This is a genomic window from Rhizobium sp. NLR10b, assembly GCF_019685435.1.
In the GTDB taxonomy this organism is placed as follows: domain Bacteria; phylum Pseudomonadota; class Alphaproteobacteria; order Rhizobiales; family Rhizobiaceae; genus Rhizobium.
This window is the reverse complement of the sequence record NZ_JABDWV010000011.1, coordinates 63,725-83,045: the sequence shown is the minus strand read 5'-3', so window position 1 is coordinate 83,045 and position 19,321 is coordinate 63,725. Positions and strand designations below refer to the sequence as shown.

Here is a 19,321-nt window from a genome sequence, read left to right as displayed (position 1 = left end):
CGGAACCCGCGGCCTCCCGTAATCAGGGGCCGCACCATCAATTCTGAAGTTCCACTATAATCCATCAAGCGGTTCCGGCGGTTCTTACAACCGCCCGGGAGATTTTAGTTGTCAGTAATACAATCGTCCGGCAACATTGCTGGCCAGCTTCTTGAACTGAATAGTATTGCCACCAGCGCGTTGGGGAGACGGGCATGTGCGCAGAGCTTGTTGAACGTCGGCTGGCGGCTATTCTGGCTGCCGATGTGGTGGGCTATAGCCGTCTCCTCGAAGCCAACGAAGAGGAGACGCTCAACGCCCTTCGTCAGCATCGCCGGGAACTCTTCGATCCTGCTGTCGCAACCCATGGCGGACATATAATCAAGGTCATGGGCGATGGTTTCCTGGTCGAGTTCGGCAGCGTGCTGAGTGCGGCACGCTGCGCTGTCGAGATCCAGCGCGGCATGCTGGAGCGCAACATAGGGATTCCGGCGGACAGGCATTTTGCGTTCCGCATAGGCTTGAATCTCGGCGACATCGTCTTCGATGAGGATGACTTTCATGGAGACGGCATTAATGTCGCAGTCCGGCTGCAAGCTCTTGCGGCCCCTGGCGGTATCGCCTGTTCGGCGGCCGTGCGCCACGAAGTCGCCAACAAGCTCGGCCTCGGTTTCGCAGACCAGGGCGCCATGACCGTCAAGAATATATCCCGACCGGTCCATGTCTATTTTGCCGATTGGGGCAATGCCCCCTCCAGTGAAGAGGTTCCGCTTACCGCAGGCGGACACACACGGGCGCCCGTCAACAAGCCCTCGGTTGCGGTTCTGCCATTCGCCAACATCAGCAACGATCCCGAGCAGGATTTCTTCAGCGACGGCATCACCGAAGATCTCATCACTGATCTATCGAATGTTTCAGGCCTGTTCGTACTAAGCCGCAACACTGTCTTTACGTGGAAAGGCCGGAGCGAAAACCTCCAACGTATCGCTGCCGAACTCGGCGTTGCCTATATCGTGGAGGGCAGCGTCCGCAAGGCAGGCAACCACGTGCGGATCAATGCGGAATTGATTGAAGCAGCCAGCGACGGCCATGTCTGGGCCGCGCGTTACGACCGCGATTTGACCGACATTTTCGAAATGCAGGACGAGATCGTCAAGGCAATCGTCGGGCAGCTCAAGGTCAAGCTGCTGCCGGAGGAGAAGAGGGCAATCGAGCAGGCGCCGACAGAGAGCGTTGAAGCCTATACGCATTTCCTCCGAGGACGCGAATACTACCATATTGCTTCACGCTCCAACCATCTGATGGCTAGGCAGAGCTTCGCCAGAGCCATCGAACTGGATCCGGGTTATGCCCGCGCCTATGCCGGCATCGCGGTCTGCGATGCGCGCCTGCGGTCTCAATTCGGCGCTGAAATTCCGGTCGAAGATATTCTTGCAAACACGGCGACGGCGCTCGTTATCGATCCTAATCTGGCGGAGGCTTATGCTGCCAAGGGATTTGCTTTGGCGGTGGCCGGCAATCGCACCGAGGCAGCTTCCGCATTCGAGCAAGCTTTGTCGCTCGACGCCAATTGCCACGAAGCGAACCGCTACTATGCCGAATTTTGCGTCACTGAAGGTCAGTTCGAACTTGCGGCTACGCACTTTCAGCGGGCGATGGAAATCAAGCCTGCCGACTACGGTGCACCGATCATGCTTGTGAACGTCTTACGTTCACTCGGACAAATAGATAAGGCCAGCAGCTATGCCAGGATCGCATTGAAACGGGCGGAGGAGGAACTGCGGCTCCATCCGGAGAATGCCAATGTTGCCTGCCTGGGAGCGACAGCGTTGGCCTTCCTCGGTGTTCGCGACACCGCGCTGGAATGGTTGGCGCGCTCCCTGGCGACGGATCCCGATGATATAAACATTCAGTACAACGCCGCCTGCACCTATGCACTGCTTGGCGAGATCGATCGGGCGATAGACTTGCTTGAAGTCTGGATGCCGCAAGTCGGCATCGAAATGCGGCTATGGTTCAAGAATGATTCCGATCTCGATCCCATTCGCAGTCACCCGCGCTATTTGAAACTGGTTTCACTGTCTGAACAACGTCACTAATACCATTTTATTACTTGCTAAATCTGCCACGAGCGCCGAATGTCAACTTAAACTGGCAATCAAGAAAGTCTTTTGAGGGGGGAGCGGATGGGCACCCGGTTCAGACTTTTTGTGCAGCCTCCGTTTGAAGATGCTCGATCAAGTCCCGAGATTGTCGAAGTGTCGTCTCCGTTGGGCAGCCTGACCGCTGGTCCGGCCGACGATTACATGTTTGTTGTCGAACCGGTCGGCAAAATCTCTCCCTATGGCGTAAACCACGGCCCGCTCGGGACGCCGTATATGTCCCTTCCGCCCTGGACGGGCAAAATCCTCGAGCCGGCCGCTCCCGATGAGCGCGGCAATTTCGACCATCTCCGACCTTCGATGCCCGCTTTCGAAGCCGCGCATGTCTTCGGCTGCGTACGGTTCACACTCGATGTTTGGGAGCGTTATCTCGGCCAGCCGCTTACGTGGCATTTTCGCGATCACTATGACCGGTTGGAAATCTCCATTTTGCCGCAGTGGGACAACGCCCAGTACGGCTACGGCTTCCTTGAAGTCGGCAGCCAGTTCGAGAAGGATGGGCGCATCCTTCCCTTCAGCCTGGATTTCGACGTCATCGCCCATGAGGTGGGGCACGCGATCATCTTCAGCGTCCTCGGCGTACCGCGCCCGGGAACCGAGTATCCGGAATATCTCGGCTTCCAGGAGTCCTTCTCAGACTGCGTGTCGCTGATCGCGGCCATGCATTTTCCGTCGGTGATCGAGAATGTACTCGAGGAGACGCGCGGCAACCTTTACCGGGCAAATCGCCTCGCACGCTTTTCGGAATTCTCGCCGCATCGTCAGATTCGTTCGGCAAACAACAAACGGACGATGGCCGAATTCACGCGTGCCTGGAAGGACGAACACGAGCTCTCCCAGCCACTCACCGGTGCGGTATTCGATATACTCGTCGATATCTTTCACGAGAGCCTTGTGGCGCGAGGCCTCATCTCCCGGGACGTCGAAGATCTCTCGGATATTGCCGAGTTCGACCCGACTGCCGAGGCGCCCGTACAGCTCGCTTTCGACCGCGCTTTTGCGCGGAATCCGGATGGATTTGTCGAAGCGCTGCTCGATGCACGAGACATCGCCGGCACGTATCTGGCGGAAACCTTGTGGACCCTTGCTCCCGACTTTTTGGACTACGGCGACGTCGCGGAAACGATGCTTGCAGTTGATCGAAAGGAAACTCGCGGCCAATTCGCGGGGATCATCACCGGAAATTTCGGGCAACGGGCGATCGGCAAGCTACACGCCGGCGCGCACCTCAAGGGTAGCGAGCATCGCAGCCATTTTCACTCTGCGCGAATCTTGCTGCCGAGAGATCATCTGAATCTTCCGAAGATGAGCTATCGCGAGAAAGTTCTGCTGTCGACATTAGCTAGAAGCCAATAATCACAGAGATGGAGGGAGAAGTGGCAGACAATGAAACTTTACTAGGCATATCATCGATACATCTGTTCGGACGTCCGCTGAGCGATCTGATCCTTAGAGGAGGCCCCATTTATCAGAATCTAAGCGTACCAATAGCGGGAAGAAATAATTTTCTGAGAGACCAGCTTGGTGCAGCCGACGCGGTTCTGGCGCGAATCTTCGCTTTCTCGTTCGAGGGGGCGTTCGTTGAACTTGGTCGACCAGCGATCTTCGTTGTCCACGGCCCGGGAGCCGATCCTGACGATCCGCCGCCGAGGAACGTGGATGGCGATATTGAGTATGACAGATTGTATCGGGCTCCTGGTTCGAGTGCGCGAACCGGCCTTGGTTCCCAATTCGGAGCACTCGCCAAGGACATCAGGGTCTGGATTTATGACAAGGGCGACGTCTCGATGAGACTCGATGCTGAAACAGGAACCCTCGAGCAAATCCTTCTGTCGGCCGAGGTTTCCTCTGACCCCCGAGGGATGGCGAGCAGCGCAATGTCCAGATCGGGCGGGGCCCTGTCCCGCTCCGGTGGCGTGATGTCAAGATCAGGTGGGTTCATTCCTCGAAGATCAGGCGATAACGAGTAATTCAAGTTAAAGACGGATGAGGGAGGATCATATGCCCGCCGCAAACCCTAAAGTTAAAATCGAGCGCCTCGAGCCCGAGACCGTCGTTGCTCCATTGCTTGTTCGAACGCCCTTTAAAATAATAGGCTCCGGTCTCAGCAACAAGATATATGTCTATATCTCTACTCAGCCAGACGGGAGTGACGACGTTTCAAACCCAACTGCCAGCGACAAGAAAGAAATCTATAAAATCAAAATAGATACCGATGGCTCTGCGACGAGCACAGACAAAGTGTTGTCGCTCGTTGTTAAACCGGAACTAGATGCCGGCCCATTCGACGAAAAAACTGAGTTCTGGATTGCCATAAAACTGGATGACATGAAGGGCAAAGTTGAAGCGACACGAAAAACATTCAAACTTGTCTGACGTCGAGGCCGCCGCTATCGATGGCGGATTGAGGGCGTACAGGACTTAAGCGCTTTTGTCTCAGCGCCGGCTGCCATAACGGCATCCGGCGCCATGTCCCCACAGGGCGCGGACTGCGCTCCATCAAAACTTCGTCTGACCCCATCAATCCGCCCGTCGTGCTACGAAATCACAACACCGGGCGATCTGAAACTTCGGCTATGCGCGGTGGTATTTTGAAATTCCGAGCACGCACATGGACCTCTCGAAGATCAAGACGCTGATCGACTTTGTCGGACGATCCAATATTACCGAGCTGACCGTGACGGAAAAGGACTTGACGGTTCGGATTTTCCGAACGGCAGCGAGCCAGGAGGCTGTCGCCGAACCCGAGCGAAAGCCGAGACCGATCGCCGGTGCGCCCTCGGGCGGCGTCGAGCAAACCTCCCATGCGGTGACGGCGCCTGTTTTCGGCGTTCTCCACAAGGCCCCGGCACCCGGGGAACCGCCATTTGTCGCGATCGGAAACGCGGTGGAGGAGGGGCAGACGCTCTTCATCATCGAGGCCATGAAGGTTTTCAACACGATCACCGCACCGCGGGCCGGGCGCATCATGCGCCTGACCGAAATAGACGGCGGCGAGGTCGAGACCGGCGACCTGCTGGCGGAGATTGCCTGATGCCGGAATCAACTGAACAATCCGCTGTCTCACGGCGCCGCTTCGATACCGTCTTCATCGCCAATCGCGGCGAGATCGCAGCACGGATCCAGCGCGCCTGTCGCGAGCTCGGCCTCAAGACGGTGGCCATCTGCTCCGAGGCGGACAGGGAAGCACCCTACGGCAGCACCGCCGACAGCTTTCTCTGCATCGGCCCGTCGAGCGCGGCGAAAAGCTACCTCAATCAGGATGCCATTCTTCTCGCGGCGCGCCTGACCGGTGCAGGCGCCATCCACCCCGGTTACGGGTTTCTGTCGGAAAATGCGGCATTCGCCGACGCTGTCGAAAAGGCAGGGCTGGTCTTCATCGGTCCGACGGCTTCGTCGATCGCGACCATGGGCGACAAGATCGCGGCGAAGCGGGCGATGATGGCGGCGGGCGTGCCGTGCGTTCCCGGGCCGGACACGGCGCTGCCCGATGATCCCGCATCGGTCGAGCAGCTCGCGCTGGAGATCGGCTATCCCGTCATCATCAAGGCATCAGGCGGCGGCGGCGGCCGCGGCATGCGCGTCGTTCCGAAGGCCGACCAGTTGCATGAAGCAATCGCGCTGACCCGGGAAGAAGCCCGCAAGGCTTTCGGCTCGCCCTCACTCTACATGGAAAAATTCCTGGGGCATCCGCGCCACATCGAAATACAGGTTCTTTGCGACGACCACGGCAACATCGTATGGCTGGGGCATCGAGACTGCTCGATGCAGCGCCGCCATCAGAAGGTTGTGGAGGAGGCGCCGGCGCCTGGAATCGCATCCGATATCATCCGGCCGGTCGGCATGGCCTGTGTCGAGGCCTGCCGCCAGATCGGCTACCGGGGCGTCGGAACCTTCGAATTCCTCTATGAGGACGGAGCCTTCTATTTCATCGAAATGAACACCCGGCTTCAGGTCGAGCATTCCGTCACCGAGCTGACGAGCGGCGTCGATATCGTCCAGGCGCAGATAAGGGCGGCCCAGGGTGAGGTTCTGAACCTCATCCAAAGCGAGGTGATCTGCGAAGGCCACTCTTTCGAATGCCGCATCAACGCCGAAGATCCCGACACCTTCCTGCCGTCGGCGGGCATCATCACCCGTCTGGCTTTGCCTCAAGGACCCGGCACCCGCGTCGATACGCATATCCATGCCGGCTATAAGGTCTCGCCCTATTACGACTCGCTGATCGCCAAGCTGATCGTGCATGCGCCGACGCGGGCGAAAGCCATGGCCAGAATGTGCGAAGCGCTTGCCGGCACCGAGATCGAGGGCATCGCCACCAATATTCCCTTCCTGCGCGCCCTGTTCGAGGACCATGCTTTCGCGCGCGGCGAAACCGACATTCACTATCTCGAACAATGGCTGAAGCTGCGGAGGGCGGCGGCATGAGCGCGATCGATTTCAGCGATCCGGCCACCATCGCGCTGCTGACCCAAGCACTGACGGCCGCCGGCGTGGACGGGCTGGAAATTTCCCGTCCGGGCGCCCAGCTTCGCATCGTCATTTCAGGGGAGGGGGAGGCGCGGATCAGCGCGACAGAGGCAGCGCCGCGCGAGCCACGCGCCACACAGACGGTCGTGACGGCGCCGATGGCGGGCCGCTTCTGCGTCGAACATCCGGCCGCCTCCGCCGTGCCGCAAAATTTGCCGCGATCCCAGTCCGTCGCCGATATCCTCGGCTTCATCAGGGTAGGGGATGTGCTGCTTCCCCTTCGCGCCGACCCTTCCGGTGTTATGACCAGACTGCTCGCCGCGCCCGGCGCGCTGGTGGGCTACGGCGATCCTCTGTTCGAAATCAGGTTCCCATCATGATCGTCACGACGAACAGGCACGCTTCGCAACGCGAGATCGTTCCGGCCACCAACAGCCGGGCAAGGGTTTCCTCGGTCGGCGCTAGAGCCTTCCTGCTCGAGGCGCCCGGTGAATTCGATCTTGTCGCGCAGCGGCGGATCTGGGCTCTCTCCCAGACTGTGAAAGGCTGGGCGGATCTTGCGGAAGATATTCCCGGGATGACCAATCTGCTGGTGATTTTCAAGGAGACGCCCGAGGACCCCGATGCGGTGGTCGCACGGCTGCTGGAGGCATGGGCGAATGCTGAGAGCATCGATCTCGATGGCAAGACCATCGAGATCCCCGTCCATTACGGCGGCGAACACGCGACCGATCTTCCGGCCCTTTGCAATCTCTCGGGCCTCAGCGATCGCGAGGTGGTGCGTATCCATCATCAAGCGACCTACCGTGTTTTCGCTTTGGGAAGCGCTCCCGGCTTCGGATATCTGCATGGTCTCGACCCACGTATCTACATGCCACGGAAGACCGTCCCCTCGCTGAAGATGGCGAAGGGCTGCGTGACCATCGGCGGCATGCAGACCGGCGTCGCCATGCTGACAGGACCGAACGGCTGGAATTCCATCGGCTTTGCCACACTTGAAATGTTCGACCCCGCCTCGCCGATCCCGGCCATGATGGCGCCGGGAGACACGGTCCGGTTCCTGCCGGCGAGGATCGAGCTATGATCGAGATCCTGGAGAGCGGCCCTTTCGACACCGTGCAGGACCTTGGCCGTCCCGGCTATCGCGATATCGGCGTATCGGCGAGCGGCGCGATGGATTCGCTTGCGGTCCGGATCGGCAATATTCTCGTCGGCAACGACGAGAACGCTGCCGTGGTCGAGGTGCAGACCTTCCCGTTCCGCCTGCGTTTCGAGCGACGTATCGCCTTTGCCATAACCGGCGCCGACGGCAATCCCCATCTCGACGGATCGGAACGGCTTGCCTGGTGCGCCTATGTCGCCGAGCCCGGACAGGTTCTCGAACTGAAGCAGCCTCCGCGGCTGGCGCGCTCCTACGTCGCGCTCGGCGGCGGCCTGGATATCCCGGTCGTCATGGGCTCGCGCAGCACGTCGCTACGCGGCGGCTTCGGAGGCAATGCAGGCCGGCCACTGGCGAAAGGCGATCGGATCGCGATCGGCGAGGACGCGGAGATTGCCATGCTGCCGGCCACCGGCCTCGCCGTCGTCGAACCGGCGACAGCGCTCAGCGATGTCTTTCCGGCCCCGGTCGATGGCGTATTGCCGATCCGCGCTCTGCCGGCAGGCGAGCATGAGCTTTTCACCAAAGACGGCGAAGCCTTCTGGAGCCAGACCTGGAGGATTTCCTCCCGAAGCGACCGGACGGGTTACCGCTTGTCAGGCGAACCGATCAAACCGGTGGCATCCATCGAGATGCGCTCCCACGGTGTCGTGCCCGGCGTTATCCAGGTGCCGCCCGGCGGCGAACCGATCGTGCAGATGAGCGATGCGAACACCGCCGGCGGATATCCGAAAATCGCCGGCGTGATCGAATCCGATCTCTGGCGGCTGGGACAGGCCCGCATCGGCGCCCGCCTCAGCTTTGTTCGCTCGACACACGCCGAAGCGCGCGCTGTCGAACAGGCCGTCGCCCGCTATGTCGACGACGTCAGACGGACGTCCCGGATGGTCAAGCGCGCTTTGAAGGCGATGGCTTAGGACCCTCACAAGGAGGAACTCATGAAGATCGATCTGAATTCCGATATGGGCGAAGGATTTGGTCCCTACCGGCTGTGCGACGACGAAGCGATGATGAAAATCGTCTCCTCGGCCAACATCGCCTGCGGTTTCCACGGCGGCGATCCCGATACGATGGGGCGCATGGTCCGGCTCGCAAAGCTGAACGGCGTCGGCATCGGCGCTCATCCCGGTCTGCCCGACCGGCTCGGCTTCGGCCGGCGCGAAATACCGTTCTCGGCAGACGAGCTTCGCCAGCAGATGCTCTACCAGCTCGGCGCACTGATGGCCATCGCCAGGAGCGAGCGGGTCGCCGTCTCTCATATCAGCTTCCATGCAGCCATGGGCAATATGGTCAACCGCGATCCCGTCCTCGCCGACCTGATGATGGATGCGATCGCTACCGTGGACCCCGGTCTCGTGGTCTTCGTCACGTCGGGCAGCGAGATCGAATTGGCGGCCAGACGCGCGCGCCTGAAGACGCTGGCGCTTTTCCTCGCGGACCGTGCCTATGATGCCGACGGCAAACTCGTCGCGCGCGGGCTCCCGGGCGCCGTCATCAAGGACGAAGCCTCGGTGCGCGCCCGCGTGCGGCAATTCCTGCTCGATGGGACCGTCCAGACGATCGAAGGCGCCGTGATCGCCATGCCGGCGCGCTCCATCCTCGTGCACAGCGATACACCCGGCGCCCTCGAACTCGCCGGCATCGTTCGCGGCGAGATCGAAGCCACGGGCGCGGCACTCGCTCCCGCTGCCGGACTCGCCGAATGACTCAATTCCGATCGCCCGCGGGCGGTCCATAACTCCAATCCCTCACCGAAGGACCATTCCGATGTCCATCAAAGCCGACCGCCTGAAAAACGTCTCCATATCAGCATCCGCCGCCATGACCCAGCGGGCCAGGGAGCTCGCCGCCAAAGGGATCAAAGTCGTCAGCCTCTCCTCCGGCGAGCCGGATTTCCCCACGCCGGCGCACGCCATCGAAGCGGCGCATGCGGCGGCTCTCGCGGGCGACACGAAATATCCGCCGATGGACGGCACGCCGGCCCTCAAGGCCGCGATCATCAGGAAGTTCAAGCGTGACAATAATCTCGACTATGACGCCAGCCAGATCGTCGTTTCGGGCGGCGGCAAGCAGGTGATCTTCAATGCGATGCTCGCAACCTGCAATCCGGGCGACGAGGTTGTCATTCCGACACCCTCCTGGGTCAGCTATGCCGATATTGTCAAATTCGCCGGCGGCGTGCCCGTCGCGGTTCCCTGCCACGAGCAGACCGGCTTCAAGCTGCGCCCGGAGGATCTGGAGGCGGCGATTACGCCGCGCACCAAATGGCTCTTCCTTAATTTCCCGAACAATCCGACGGGAGCAGCCTGCTCCCGGACGGAGATGGCCGCCATCGCCGAGGTCATGCTGCGCCATCCCCACGTCTGGATCACGACCGACGATATTTACGAGCACCTGGTCTATGACGACTTCCAGTTCTGCACCATGGCGGAAGTCGAGCCGAGGCTCTATGAGCGCGTCCTGACGATGAACGGCGTCTCCAAGGCTTACGCGATGACGGGGTGGCGGCTCGGTTTCTGCGCCGGCTCGAAAGAGTTGATGGCAGCTATCAGCAACGTCAACGGTCAGAACGGCGGCGGCATCGCGACGCTGACGCAGGCGGCCGCGACCGCGGCGCTCGACGGACCTCAGGATCTCCTGAAGGAGCGGGCGGCAATCTACAAGAAGAGACGCGACTTCGTCCTCGGCAAACTGTCGGAGGTGGAAGGGCTGCGCTGCCACAGGCCCGAAGGCGCCTTCTACATCTATCCCAACATTTCAGGGCTGATCGGCAAGACCAGCAAGGGCGGACGAAAGATCGAAACGGATGTCGATTTCGTTATGGCGCTCGTGGAAGAGCACCATGTGGCGACCGTGCAAGGCGCGGCTTACGGAATGAGCCCCTTCTTCCGCATTTCCTACGCCACCAGCATGGAGAAACTCGGTGAGGGCTGCGCCCGCATCGCCGAGTTCTGTAAGGATATGCGCTGACCGGCAGCCCCCGCCTCAGTCTTTCAGCCGCGCCGTCAGCTCGAGGAGAATGTCCCGGACGGCAAGGGCCGGTTCCGACAGGGGATTCTGGTCGGAAACGCAAAGCGACAGGGTTTCCTCGATCCGCGGAGAGACGAGCCGGCAGATCAGCGGCTCGCTTGATTCCGATACGATGCGATCGGCGATGGCTTTCGGCATAATCGTTGCGCCGAGACCGTCGCCGACCGCGCGCCCCAGGGTGCGGACGATCTCGACTTCCGCCACGACTTTCAAATTGGTGCGGGTGCGCGTGAAGGCGGTATCGACTGCGCGGCGGACAAAATTATAGGCCGGCGGCAGCAGCATCGGTATCCCGTCGAGAGCGTTGACGGAGACAGGTTTCGCATCCGCCTCGATTGCAAAATCGCGATGCGCGACCAGGAAAAATTCTTCTCTGAGGATGGGTTCGAACCGCACGCCTTTGATTGGCCCGGTTCCATGCAGAAGGGCCATCTCCAGCCGGCCGTTCATGATCATCTGGCTATAGGTCTGCCCCACACTTTCGGTCAGATGCAGCAGGATGCCGGGATGCCGCTTCCGCGTCTCCGCCAACAGGTCGACCGACAGCGTGGCAGCGCTGCTGAAAGGGACCAGACCGACAGAGACACGCCCAGCAAGGGAATTGCCGGCCGCCGAAGCATCCGCTTGCGCCTGCTCCATCTGCCGGAGGATAATCTGGGCATGGCGATACACCGCATGGCCCGCATCGGTCATGCTGACGCCCTGCTGGCTGCGGGTCAAAAGCTTCTGGCCGAAATGCTCCTCCAGCGCCGCCAGCTGCTGGCTGAGCGCCGGCTGGGCGATATGCAAAAGATCCGCCGCGCGCGTGATGCTGCCGCTGTCGACGATCACGATGAAGGATTTAAGGCGTCTGATGTCCATGGAGGATCGGGGAACCGTTCTGATCTGCTGGGATGGCATGTTTGCAGACGCGTATAGCTTTTGCAACGCGACGCGATCGTCAACCGGCCGGGCCTTGCCGAGGCACGAACACCGCCAATAGCGGCGACATCGCATCTTTCTCTTCTTCGGCAGCCGCGCAAGGCTCCATAACCGTTGCTTATTGCTCCAGAGATAATCGGTCTTAGGCAAGGAATTAAAGCTTCGCTACTCTCTCGATCAACAACAAGGGAACGACAATGCCATTCTCCGACTACAAGACCGCACTGGTAACCGGCGCATCCTCCGGAATCGGCGCAGCCGTTGTCGAGCGGCTCCGCCGGGAGAATATCGAGGTCCACGCCGTTGCCCGCAGCACTGACGCGCTGCAGCAGCTGGCCGCGCGCACGAGCTGCATCCCTCACGCCATCGATGTGACCGACCGCAAGGCGATGGCCGAGCTCGCGGATCGGGTGGAATTCGACATTCTCGTCAACAATGCCGGCGTCGACCGGCCGAAGAAGTTCCTCGAAGCCGATGAAGGCGACATCGATCTCATCGTCGACGTCAATCTGCGGGCGGTGCTGCACCTCTGCCGCCGGGTGGTGCCCGGCATGGTGGCGCGCGATCGCGGCCATGTCATCAATATCTCGTCGATTGCCGGCGCCTACAATTTCGGCGGCAACTCGTCCTATCACGCCACCAAGGCGGGGGTGAGCATGCTGTCCAACCAGCTGCGCATCGACGCCTTCGGCAAGCGGGTTCGGGTCACGGAAATCTGCCCCGGCCGGGTCGCCACCGACATCTTCAAACACGTCCACGGCAATGACCCCAGCGTCCGGGAACGGTTCATCGACGGTTTCGAATTGCCGCAGGCGACCGATATCGCCGATGCGATTGCCTTCGCGATCGCAGCCCCCGTCGCGGTCAACATCGGACATATGGAGATCACCCCGACGCTGCAGGTCATGGGCGGTCTGCAGACGGCCAAGCCGCAGCCTGTGGCGAAGACGGATCAATCCGGGGAGCCAAAACCGTGAGCGGCTTCGACCTTTCGGCGATCCTCGGAAATCCGGAATATGCCGACATGCTGCTGCATGGCATCGAGATGACCTTCATCATCTATGCCGGATCCTGGTTGCTGGCGATGATGCTGGCGCTTCTGCTGCTGGGTCTGCGCCTGTCACCCTTTCGCCTCGGCGATCCGTTGGTCGCAGCTTACGTTTCCTATCACCGCAACGTCCCGACGCTGGTGCAGCTCATGCTCTGGTATTTCGGGATCTTCACGCTGATGCCGAGCGGCATCGGGAATTGGCTTGCAAGCCACAATGCGGAATCCATCTTCGCGGTGATCGGGCTGGGGCTCTGCCAGGCGGCCTATTTCAGCGAAGATCTTCGTTCGGGCGTACGCTCGGTCGCTGACGGCCAGATGCAGGCAGCCCGTGCACTGGGCCACGGCTACGTCTCGGCGATGCGTTTCGTCATCATGCCGCAGGGCGTGCGCAACGCGCTGCCGCCGCTCATCAATCACAGCGTCTCCCTATTCAAGAACAGCAGTCTCGCCGTCGTCATCGGCGCGTCGGAACTGACGCATGCCGTCAAGGAAATCGAGAACCTCAGCTTCCGCACCTTCGAGATCTACCTGATCGGCACGGTTCTCTACCTCTTCTTCTCGCTGGTGATCATGAGCATCGGCGCCTATCTGTCGATGCGCGCCGATCCCGCCAGGAGTGCCCGCGCATGATCCAGGACATGATCGCCATCGTTCGCGATTACTGGCTGCTGCTGTTGGTCGGTCAATATCCGAACGGACCGCTCGGCGGGCTCGCCAACACGCTGATCCTCTCGGCGCTCAGCATCACTCTCGCCTTTCCTGCCAGCATTCTGTTTGCAATGGCGCGACTCTCCAAGTCGCGGCTGCTGCGCTGGCCGGTCACCGCGCTTGTCTATTTCACCCGCGGCGTGCCGCTCCTGATGCTCATCCTGTGGAGCTATTTCCTGGTGCCGCTCTTGACCGGCGCCGATGTGCCGAGCTTCGTCACCATGCTGACGACGCTTGTGGTCTATCAGAGCGCGTTTCTCAGCGAAGTCGTCCGCGCCGGCATCGTCGCGCTCGGACCGGGCCAGATGGACGCGGCGCGTGCGCTTGGCCACGGCTATATGGGCGCGATGCGCTACATCATCCTGCCGCAGGCGCTCTACAACATGATCCCGAGCATCCTCTCCACCTTCGTCTCGACGATCAAGGATACGACGCTCGGCTATGTGATCAATGTGCCGGATCTCACCTTTGCAGCAAGCCAGGTCAACAACCAGCTCCTGACGCAGCCCTTCCAGGTCTTCCTCATCCTGGCGATCGTCTACTTCATCATCTGCTGGACGCTCACCTACTTCGCAAATCGCCTCGAGCGGCGCATCACGCGGCGGCGTGCGGGACTTCTCAAGGTTCCCACGGCCTCTCCGGTCACGCCATCGAAAATCGTATCGGAGCAGCTATGACCATGTCAGTTTCCGCGCAGGAATCGCAGACGATCCGGCTTTCGCAGGTCTGCAAGAGCTACGGCGACTATCCGGTCCTGAAGAACATCGATGCTGAGGTCGCACGCGGCGAGGTGGTCGTCATCTGCGGTCCATCTGGTTCGGGAAAATCCACGCTGATCCGCACGATCAATCGCCTCGAGGAGATCAACAGCGGATCGATCACGCTCGATGGACAGAACATCCACGCCTCGATGCGGGCGAAGGAGCTCAACACAATGCGCAGCCGGATCGGCTTCGTCTTCCAGAACTTCAACCTCTTTCCGCATCTTTCCGTGGCTGAAAACGTCTCGATGTCGCCGATCCGGGTAAAGGGCGTGGCGCCCGATATCGCGCACGAGAAGGCGCTCAAACTTCTCGACCGCGTCGGCCTCGCCGACAAGGCCCGGGCCTATCCCGGTCAGCTGTCGGGCGGCCAGCAGCAGCGGGTAGCAATCGCCCGTGCGCTTGCGATGGAGCCGCCGGTGATGCTGTTCGACGAACCGACGAGCGCGCTCGACCCCGAAATGGTCGGCGAAGTTCTGGGCGTCATGAAGAGCCTGGCATCGGAAGGCATGACCATGCTCTGCGTCACCCATGAAATGGGCTTCGCGCGCGAGGTCGCGGATCGGATCTGGTTCATCGATGCCGGCCAGATCATCGAAATGGCGACGCCTGAAAATTTCTTCAGCAATCCGACCCATCCTCGGGCTCAGCGTTTCCTCGCTGATCTCAGGCATTGATACCAACCATCAAAAACAAAGGAGAACAGCAATGAACTGGAAATACCTGAGCCTCACCGTCGCATTGGCCGGCCTGGCGGCGGCGATGCCCGCGAAAGCCGATCAGCTCGACAACATCATGTCGGCAAAGACCCTGCGCTGCGCGACGTTTGCCGACGTTCCCCCCTTCGCGTCTCCCGATCCGAAGACCCGCGAAATGGCCGGTTTCGACGTCGATCTCTGCGGCGCCATCGCCAAGGAACTGGGCGTCAAGGCTGAAATCAAGCCGGTTTCGGTCGAAGCCCGCGTGCCCGAGGTCAAGCTCGGCCGCGTCGACATTACCGTTGCCAACCTTGCCTATACGCTGAGCCGCGCCGAACAGATCCAGTTCAGCGATCCCTATTACCTCGCAAAGGAAATGCTGATCGTGCCGGCCGATGACGCCGGCAAGACGAAGGCCGATTATGCAGGTCAGCGCATCGCCTCGACCAAGGGCTCGACCTCGGAAATGTCGATCAAGCTCAACAAGTCCGAGCCGCTGACCTTCCAGGATACCGCCTCGGCCTACCTCGCCGTTCAGCAGGGCAAGGCGCGCGGAATGGTGGCGAACACCATGACGACGACCAAGTTCGTCAACGAATCGAAGAGCAAGGGCAAGGAAATGCGGATGATCGAGGAGCCGATGCTCTACCAGCCGATCGGCATCGGCATGGCCAAGGATCAGCCGGCGCTCACCGCCAAGATCAACGAGATTCTGCATAAGCTCGACGAGTCGGGCGAGATCAACAAGATCTGGGACAAGTGGCTCGGCCCGAACACCGAGTACAAGATGGCCCGTACCGACAAAGTCGTGCCGCTCGCGCAGCTGAAATTCGACCCGATCCCGTAGACCGACCGGTCTCGGAACCTCCCGATGACAATCAACCCGAGATAAGGCGGCGGGATATGCCCGCCGTCTACCAACGATGTGAGGCATCCATGATTCATATAAAAGACATCGCTGAGCGGCCCAGCAAAGCCGACATCGAGGCCGTTTCGAAATTTTCGCCGGCGACCATCCACGAAGCCCAGGGCCGCCGCGGCGCACTTTCCTCCCGCCTCAAGCCCGTCGACTGCCGCATGAAATTGTGCGGCCCGGCATTCACGGTGAAATGCGCGCCGCGCGACAACATCATGCTGCAGCTCGCCATCAACTATGCGAAGCCGGGCGACATCATCGTCGTCTCGGCTGGTGAATACGAAGAAGCCGGCTCCTTCGGCGACGTGCTTGCCAATGCCTGCCTCGCCAAGGGCATCGGCGGCCTGGTCACGGATACCGGCGTGCGCGACACGCTGCAGCTGCGGGAACTCGGCTTCCCCGTCTTCTCGCTCAGCGTCTGCATCAAGGGCACGGTCAAGGAAACCATTGCGGCGGTGAATGACACCATCATCGTCGGCGGTGAAACCATCAATCCCGGCGACATCATCGTCGGCGATGCCGACGGACTGGTGGTCGTTCGCAGGCAGGAGGCCCAGGAAGCCGCCCGGCTGTCGCAGGCGCGCGAAGATGCCGAAGCCAGCTATATCGCCGCCTACAAGGCGGGCAAATCGGTCATCGAGGTCAGCAATCTGGCGCCGGTGCTGAAAGCCAAGGGCCTTGTCGTCGACATCTGAGATACTCCCTGATGCCTGGCCGGCGCAGCAAAGCCAGTTGGGCGTCAGGTTCTTGCCGATCCCTCTGTCATACCGGTCTGCACATGCCAGCGCTCACAGATCGGCCTGGACACTATTATGGACACATGTTCTATAAAGCGGACAGATTCGACGGGAGCGCGCCATGCATCTTTCCATGTGGACCTATCCCTGGGATATCCAGGACCAGGGGCTCGACGTCTTCGCTGCCGAGCTTGCCGGCCGGGCAGGCCTGACAACGGTAAGCCTGGCGACTTCCTATCATGCCGGCCGCTTCCTCCAACCGCGCAGCCCGCAACAGAAGGCCTACTTCCCCGAGGACGGAACGGTCTATTTCCGGCCGGATGGAAGCCTGTGGCAGGACACGCTGATCCGGCCGCTGATGGCGGGCAACGTGACCGAGCGCGGCGATATGCTGGAGGCGCTCGTCAGGGAGCGCGCGGCGACTGGTCTAAAAGTCTCCTGCTGGACGGTCTGCCTGCACAATACCCGTCTCGGCATGCTGCATCCCGATCACGTGACACGAAACGCCTTCGGCAATCCCAATTATTATAACCTCTGCCCCTCGAGCCCAGCCGCGCGGGCTTATGTCGTCACTCTCGTGCAGGACATCACGACGAACTACCGGCCTGACATGATCGAGCTCGAGAGCCCGAACTTCATGGGCTTCGCGCATGAATATCATCACGAGAAGGACGGGGTCGGCCTAAATGCCGAAGACGATTTCCTGCTGTCGCTCTGCTTCTGCGATCATTGTATCGCGCGCGCCGCTGGAGCCGGCGTGCCCGCAGAGGGCGCGCGCAGAACTGTGGCGCGCTTCATCGCCGAGCTCTGCGAACGAGCCGTGCCGGAGCGGCAGTTCCCGGATTTCCCGGCAGCCGGCATCGATGCCTTCCGCGACCATCCCGATCTCCATGCCTATCTTGCGTGGCGCAGCGAGCCGGTGACCAGCCTGATCGGCGAGATCAAGGCCGCGGTCGATCCGGCGACGCGTATCGTGCTTATCGATTTGAAGGACGGCTGGCTCGGCGGCGTCGATCTCGCAGCCGTCGGCAAGCTCTGCGACGGCGCGATTCTTTGCTGTTACGACACGACGCCGGCGGCCGTCGGCGATGTCATCCGAGCCGGCCGGGCGGCAATCGGGCGGGAAAAGTTCCTTGGAGTCGGCCTGCGCGTCTTCTATCCCGAGGTCAGCGGACCCATGGTGCTCGCCGCACGCGCCAAGGCCGCTATCGATGCCGGCGCCGACGGCGTCAATTTCTACAACTACGGCCTCATTCCGGCAAAGCGCCTCGACTGGGTCAAGGCCGCGGTGGACGCAATCAGTTAAGTGGGATCGCGCGTACGGGGATTGGCTCAGGATGCGATAGGTTCGGCAACCTGGATCAGGCAGTCGCCGGCCTGGCTGTCGCAATGCAGCCTGTGGGAAATCACGATGCCGTTCTCGGCAAAGCGGAGCTCTTCCTCCGGCTGCTCCAGGCGTTCCAGATCATGATACCATCCCGCCAGATCGCCGGCGGCACCGGCGGTGCCAAGCGCGACAGCCGGCTCGAACCAGCCTCTGCGGCTCGCATAGATGCCCTGGCTGTGCCGGGATAGCGAAAGCAGCTGCAGCGGCCCAGGCTGGGGGAGTGGTCCGCGCGACAGGACCGGGCGCTCGACGATGCCGAGTGTCAAAAGCAGCCGGTCGATCGCCGCCGCCGTGAAGGCCATCGTCTCGGGCGTCACGGTTCCGCCGCCGCCAAATTCGCCGGAAAGCCCGATCGTCCCCGCCCGCGCGGCAGCCCCCATCGATGTCGGCGCCGCCGGTCCGTTATCAGCAATGAAGGCATAGGACGCGCCGAGCGCCCGAATCAGCGACATGGACCGCTCGAAGCGGACGGCATCGGCCTGCCGCTCGATCAGCGTGCAGGGCAGATGCGCCATCGACGTGCCGCCCGAATGCAGGTCGAGCACGACGTCGTGGCGCGGAAAGAGTTCACGCTCGAGGAAATGCGCCATCCGCGCTGTCGGCGAACCGGCGGGATCGCCGGGGAAGGCGCGGTTGAGATTGCCGCCGTCGAAGGGCGAGCAGCGCTTGGCCGCCATCACCGCAGGCAGGTTCGCTATCGGCAGGATGGTGACGGCGCCGCGGATTTCCGCAACATCCAACAGCCGCATCAGCCGGCCGAGCTGCAGTTCACCCTCATACTCGTCACCGTGATTGCCCGCCATCAGCAGCAGAGACGGACCCTCGCCGTTCCTGAGATGAAGGACCGGGATGCGGATCTGATAATAGGGCGAACGGTCTATCGAATAAGGAATGGCGAGGTAGCCGGCCTGCCGGCCCTCGCGCGAGAAGTCGATCGGGTTGACGAGGCCGCTGTGCATGATCTCTCCAGTCCGGGCGGTTACTTCACCGTCAGAGCGCGGCGACCGCCGTCATCTCGACGCGCAGATCGGGATCGGCGAGGCGTGCTTCGGTGCAGGCGCGCGCCGGCGGGTTTTCGATGTCGACCCAGTCGTCATAGACGCCGTTCATCGCCTCGAAATCGACGATTGCCGGCAGGAAAACATTGACGGCGATCAGACGCGAGCGGTCCGTACCGGCCTCCTTCAAAAGAGCGTCGATTTTGCCGAGCACATCGCGGGTCTGCTCTTGGATCCCGGCCTTGCGATTTTCCGCGACTTGGCCGGCAATATAGACGAGACCGCCATAGCTGACGGCTTGGCTCATTCGCGAACCTTTCTGATAACGCTGGATCATGGGCAGG

Annotated in this window: 21 protein-coding genes; 18 read left to right on the top strand and 3 right to left on the bottom strand. The window is 61.2% G+C overall.

Going from position 1 to position 19,321, the window contains the following annotated elements:
- Positions 1-194 precede the first annotated feature (194 nt).
- The 11 genes from HJB91_RS19035 to HJB91_RS18985 all read left to right on the top strand — a co-directional run bounded on the left by HJB91_RS19035 (position 195) and on the right by HJB91_RS18985 (position 10,740).
- Positions 195-2,078 carry an adenylate/guanylate cyclase domain-containing protein gene (locus HJB91_RS19035; RefSeq protein WP_221155712.1) on the top strand — a complete coding sequence of 628 codons (1,884 nt, stop codon included), beginning with the start codon at positions 195-197 and terminating at the stop codon, positions 2,076-2,078.
- A gap of 87 nt (positions 2,079-2,165) precedes the next feature.
- Positions 2,166-3,497, top strand: a complete 1,332-nt coding sequence (locus HJB91_RS19030; protein ID WP_221155711.1) for a hypothetical protein — start codon at positions 2,166-2,168, stop codon at positions 3,495-3,497.
- Between the two features lie 8 nt (positions 3,498-3,505).
- Positions 3,506-4,111 carry a hypothetical protein gene (locus HJB91_RS19025; RefSeq protein ID WP_210633481.1) on the top strand — a complete coding sequence of 202 codons (606 nt, stop codon included), beginning with the start codon at positions 3,506-3,508 and terminating at the stop codon, positions 4,109-4,111.
- 31 nt (positions 4,112-4,142) lie between these two features.
- Entirely contained in the window at positions 4,143-4,517 is a 375-nt protein-coding gene (locus tag HJB91_RS19020) for a hypothetical protein (RefSeq protein ID WP_210633480.1), read from the top strand.
- Positions 4,518-4,752: 235 nt separating this feature from the next.
- Positions 4,753-5,175: a biotin/lipoyl-containing protein gene (locus HJB91_RS19015; RefSeq protein ID WP_221155710.1), complete on the top strand. Its 423-nt coding sequence runs from the start codon at positions 4,753-4,755 to the stop codon at positions 5,173-5,175.
- Positions 5,175-6,569 carry an acetyl/propionyl/methylcrotonyl-CoA carboxylase subunit alpha gene (locus HJB91_RS19010; protein WP_221155709.1) on the top strand — a complete coding sequence of 465 codons (1,395 nt, stop codon included), beginning with the start codon at positions 5,175-5,177 and terminating at the stop codon, positions 6,567-6,569. Before HJB91_RS19015 ends, HJB91_RS19010 begins: the two co-directional genes overlap by 1 nt.
- Positions 6,566-6,991 (top strand): acetyl-CoA carboxylase, encoded by a 426-nt coding sequence (locus HJB91_RS19005; RefSeq protein WP_221123313.1) that lies wholly within the window; start codon positions 6,566-6,568, stop codon positions 6,989-6,991. Before HJB91_RS19010 ends, HJB91_RS19005 begins: the two co-directional genes overlap by 4 nt.
- Positions 6,988-7,695 (top strand): 5-oxoprolinase subunit PxpB, encoded by a 708-nt coding sequence (gene pxpB, locus HJB91_RS19000; protein WP_210633476.1) that lies wholly within the window; start codon positions 6,988-6,990, stop codon positions 7,693-7,695. The genes HJB91_RS19005 and pxpB overlap by 4 nt, the downstream gene beginning before the upstream one ends.
- A complete protein-coding gene (locus HJB91_RS18995; protein WP_221155708.1) occupies positions 7,692-8,687 on the top strand; it encodes a biotin-dependent carboxyltransferase family protein in 996 nt (331 codons plus the stop codon). The genes pxpB and HJB91_RS18995 overlap by 4 nt, the downstream gene beginning before the upstream one ends.
- A 21-nt stretch (positions 8,688-8,708) precedes the next feature.
- Positions 8,709-9,476 carry a 5-oxoprolinase subunit PxpA gene (locus HJB91_RS18990; RefSeq protein ID WP_221147250.1) on the top strand — a complete coding sequence of 256 codons (768 nt, stop codon included), beginning with the start codon at positions 8,709-8,711 and terminating at the stop codon, positions 9,474-9,476.
- Positions 9,477-9,537: 61 nt separating this feature from the next.
- Positions 9,538-10,740 carry a pyridoxal phosphate-dependent aminotransferase gene (locus tag HJB91_RS18985; RefSeq protein ID WP_221155707.1) on the top strand — a complete coding sequence of 401 codons (1,203 nt, stop codon included), beginning with the start codon at positions 9,538-9,540 and terminating at the stop codon, positions 10,738-10,740.
- A 15-nt stretch (positions 10,741-10,755) separates the two neighbouring features.
- Here the strand turns inward: HJB91_RS18985 and nac are convergent, their stop codons facing one another.
- On the bottom strand, positions 10,756-11,661 hold the full coding sequence (gene nac / locus HJB91_RS18980; protein ID WP_221155706.1) for a nitrogen assimilation transcriptional regulator NAC: 906 nt from the start codon (positions 11,659-11,661) through the stop codon (positions 10,756-10,758).
- 257 nt (positions 11,662-11,918) lie between these two features.
- Here nac and HJB91_RS18975 point away from each other — a divergent pair, with 257 nt between their 5' ends.
- From HJB91_RS18975 to HJB91_RS18945, 7 genes are all read left to right on the top strand, one after another.
- Positions 11,919-12,698, top strand: a complete 780-nt coding sequence (locus HJB91_RS18975) for an SDR family oxidoreductase (RefSeq protein ID WP_221155705.1) — start codon at positions 11,919-11,921, stop codon at positions 12,696-12,698.
- The gene (locus HJB91_RS18970) at positions 12,695-13,402 is read left to right on the top strand and encodes an amino acid ABC transporter permease (RefSeq protein WP_210633470.1); all 708 of its coding nucleotides are present in this window, start codon (positions 12,695-12,697) and stop codon (positions 13,400-13,402) included. The genes HJB91_RS18975 and HJB91_RS18970 overlap by 4 nt, the downstream gene beginning before the upstream one ends.
- A complete protein-coding gene (locus HJB91_RS18965) occupies positions 13,399-14,157 on the top strand; it encodes an amino acid ABC transporter permease (protein WP_221123319.1) in 759 nt (252 codons plus the stop codon). Before HJB91_RS18970 ends, HJB91_RS18965 begins: the two co-directional genes overlap by 4 nt.
- Complete coding sequence (locus tag HJB91_RS18960; RefSeq protein WP_210633468.1) at positions 14,154-14,918, top strand: amino acid ABC transporter ATP-binding protein; 765 nt, start codon at positions 14,154-14,156, stop codon at positions 14,916-14,918. Before HJB91_RS18965 ends, HJB91_RS18960 begins: the two co-directional genes overlap by 4 nt.
- Before the next feature lie 31 nt (positions 14,919-14,949).
- Positions 14,950-15,786, top strand: coding sequence for an ABC transporter substrate-binding protein (locus HJB91_RS18955; RefSeq protein WP_210633467.1), 837 nt, complete (start codon positions 14,950-14,952; stop codon positions 15,784-15,786).
- A gap of 89 nt (positions 15,787-15,875) precedes the next feature.
- The gene (locus tag HJB91_RS18950) at positions 15,876-16,550 is read left to right on the top strand and encodes a 4-carboxy-4-hydroxy-2-oxoadipate aldolase/oxaloacetate decarboxylase (protein WP_221123320.1); all 675 of its coding nucleotides are present in this window, start codon (positions 15,876-15,878) and stop codon (positions 16,548-16,550) included.
- Positions 16,551-16,713: 163 nt separating this feature from the next.
- Positions 16,714-17,898, top strand: coding sequence for a hypothetical protein (locus tag HJB91_RS18945; RefSeq protein WP_221155704.1), 1,185 nt, complete (start codon positions 16,714-16,716; stop codon positions 17,896-17,898).
- A gap of 26 nt (positions 17,899-17,924) precedes the next feature.
- Here HJB91_RS18945 and HJB91_RS18940 read toward each other — a convergent pair whose 3' ends face one another.
- Both HJB91_RS18940 and HJB91_RS18935 read right to left on the bottom strand, forming a co-directional pair.
- A complete protein-coding gene (locus HJB91_RS18940) occupies positions 17,925-18,938 on the bottom strand; it encodes a succinylglutamate desuccinylase/aspartoacylase family protein (RefSeq protein ID WP_210633464.1) in 1,014 nt (337 codons plus the stop codon).
- Between the two features lie 31 nt (positions 18,939-18,969).
- Positions 18,970-19,314, bottom strand: a complete 345-nt coding sequence (locus HJB91_RS18935; protein WP_210633463.1) for a RidA family protein — start codon at positions 19,312-19,314, stop codon at positions 18,970-18,972.
- Between the last annotated feature and the right edge of the window lie 7 nt (positions 19,315-19,321).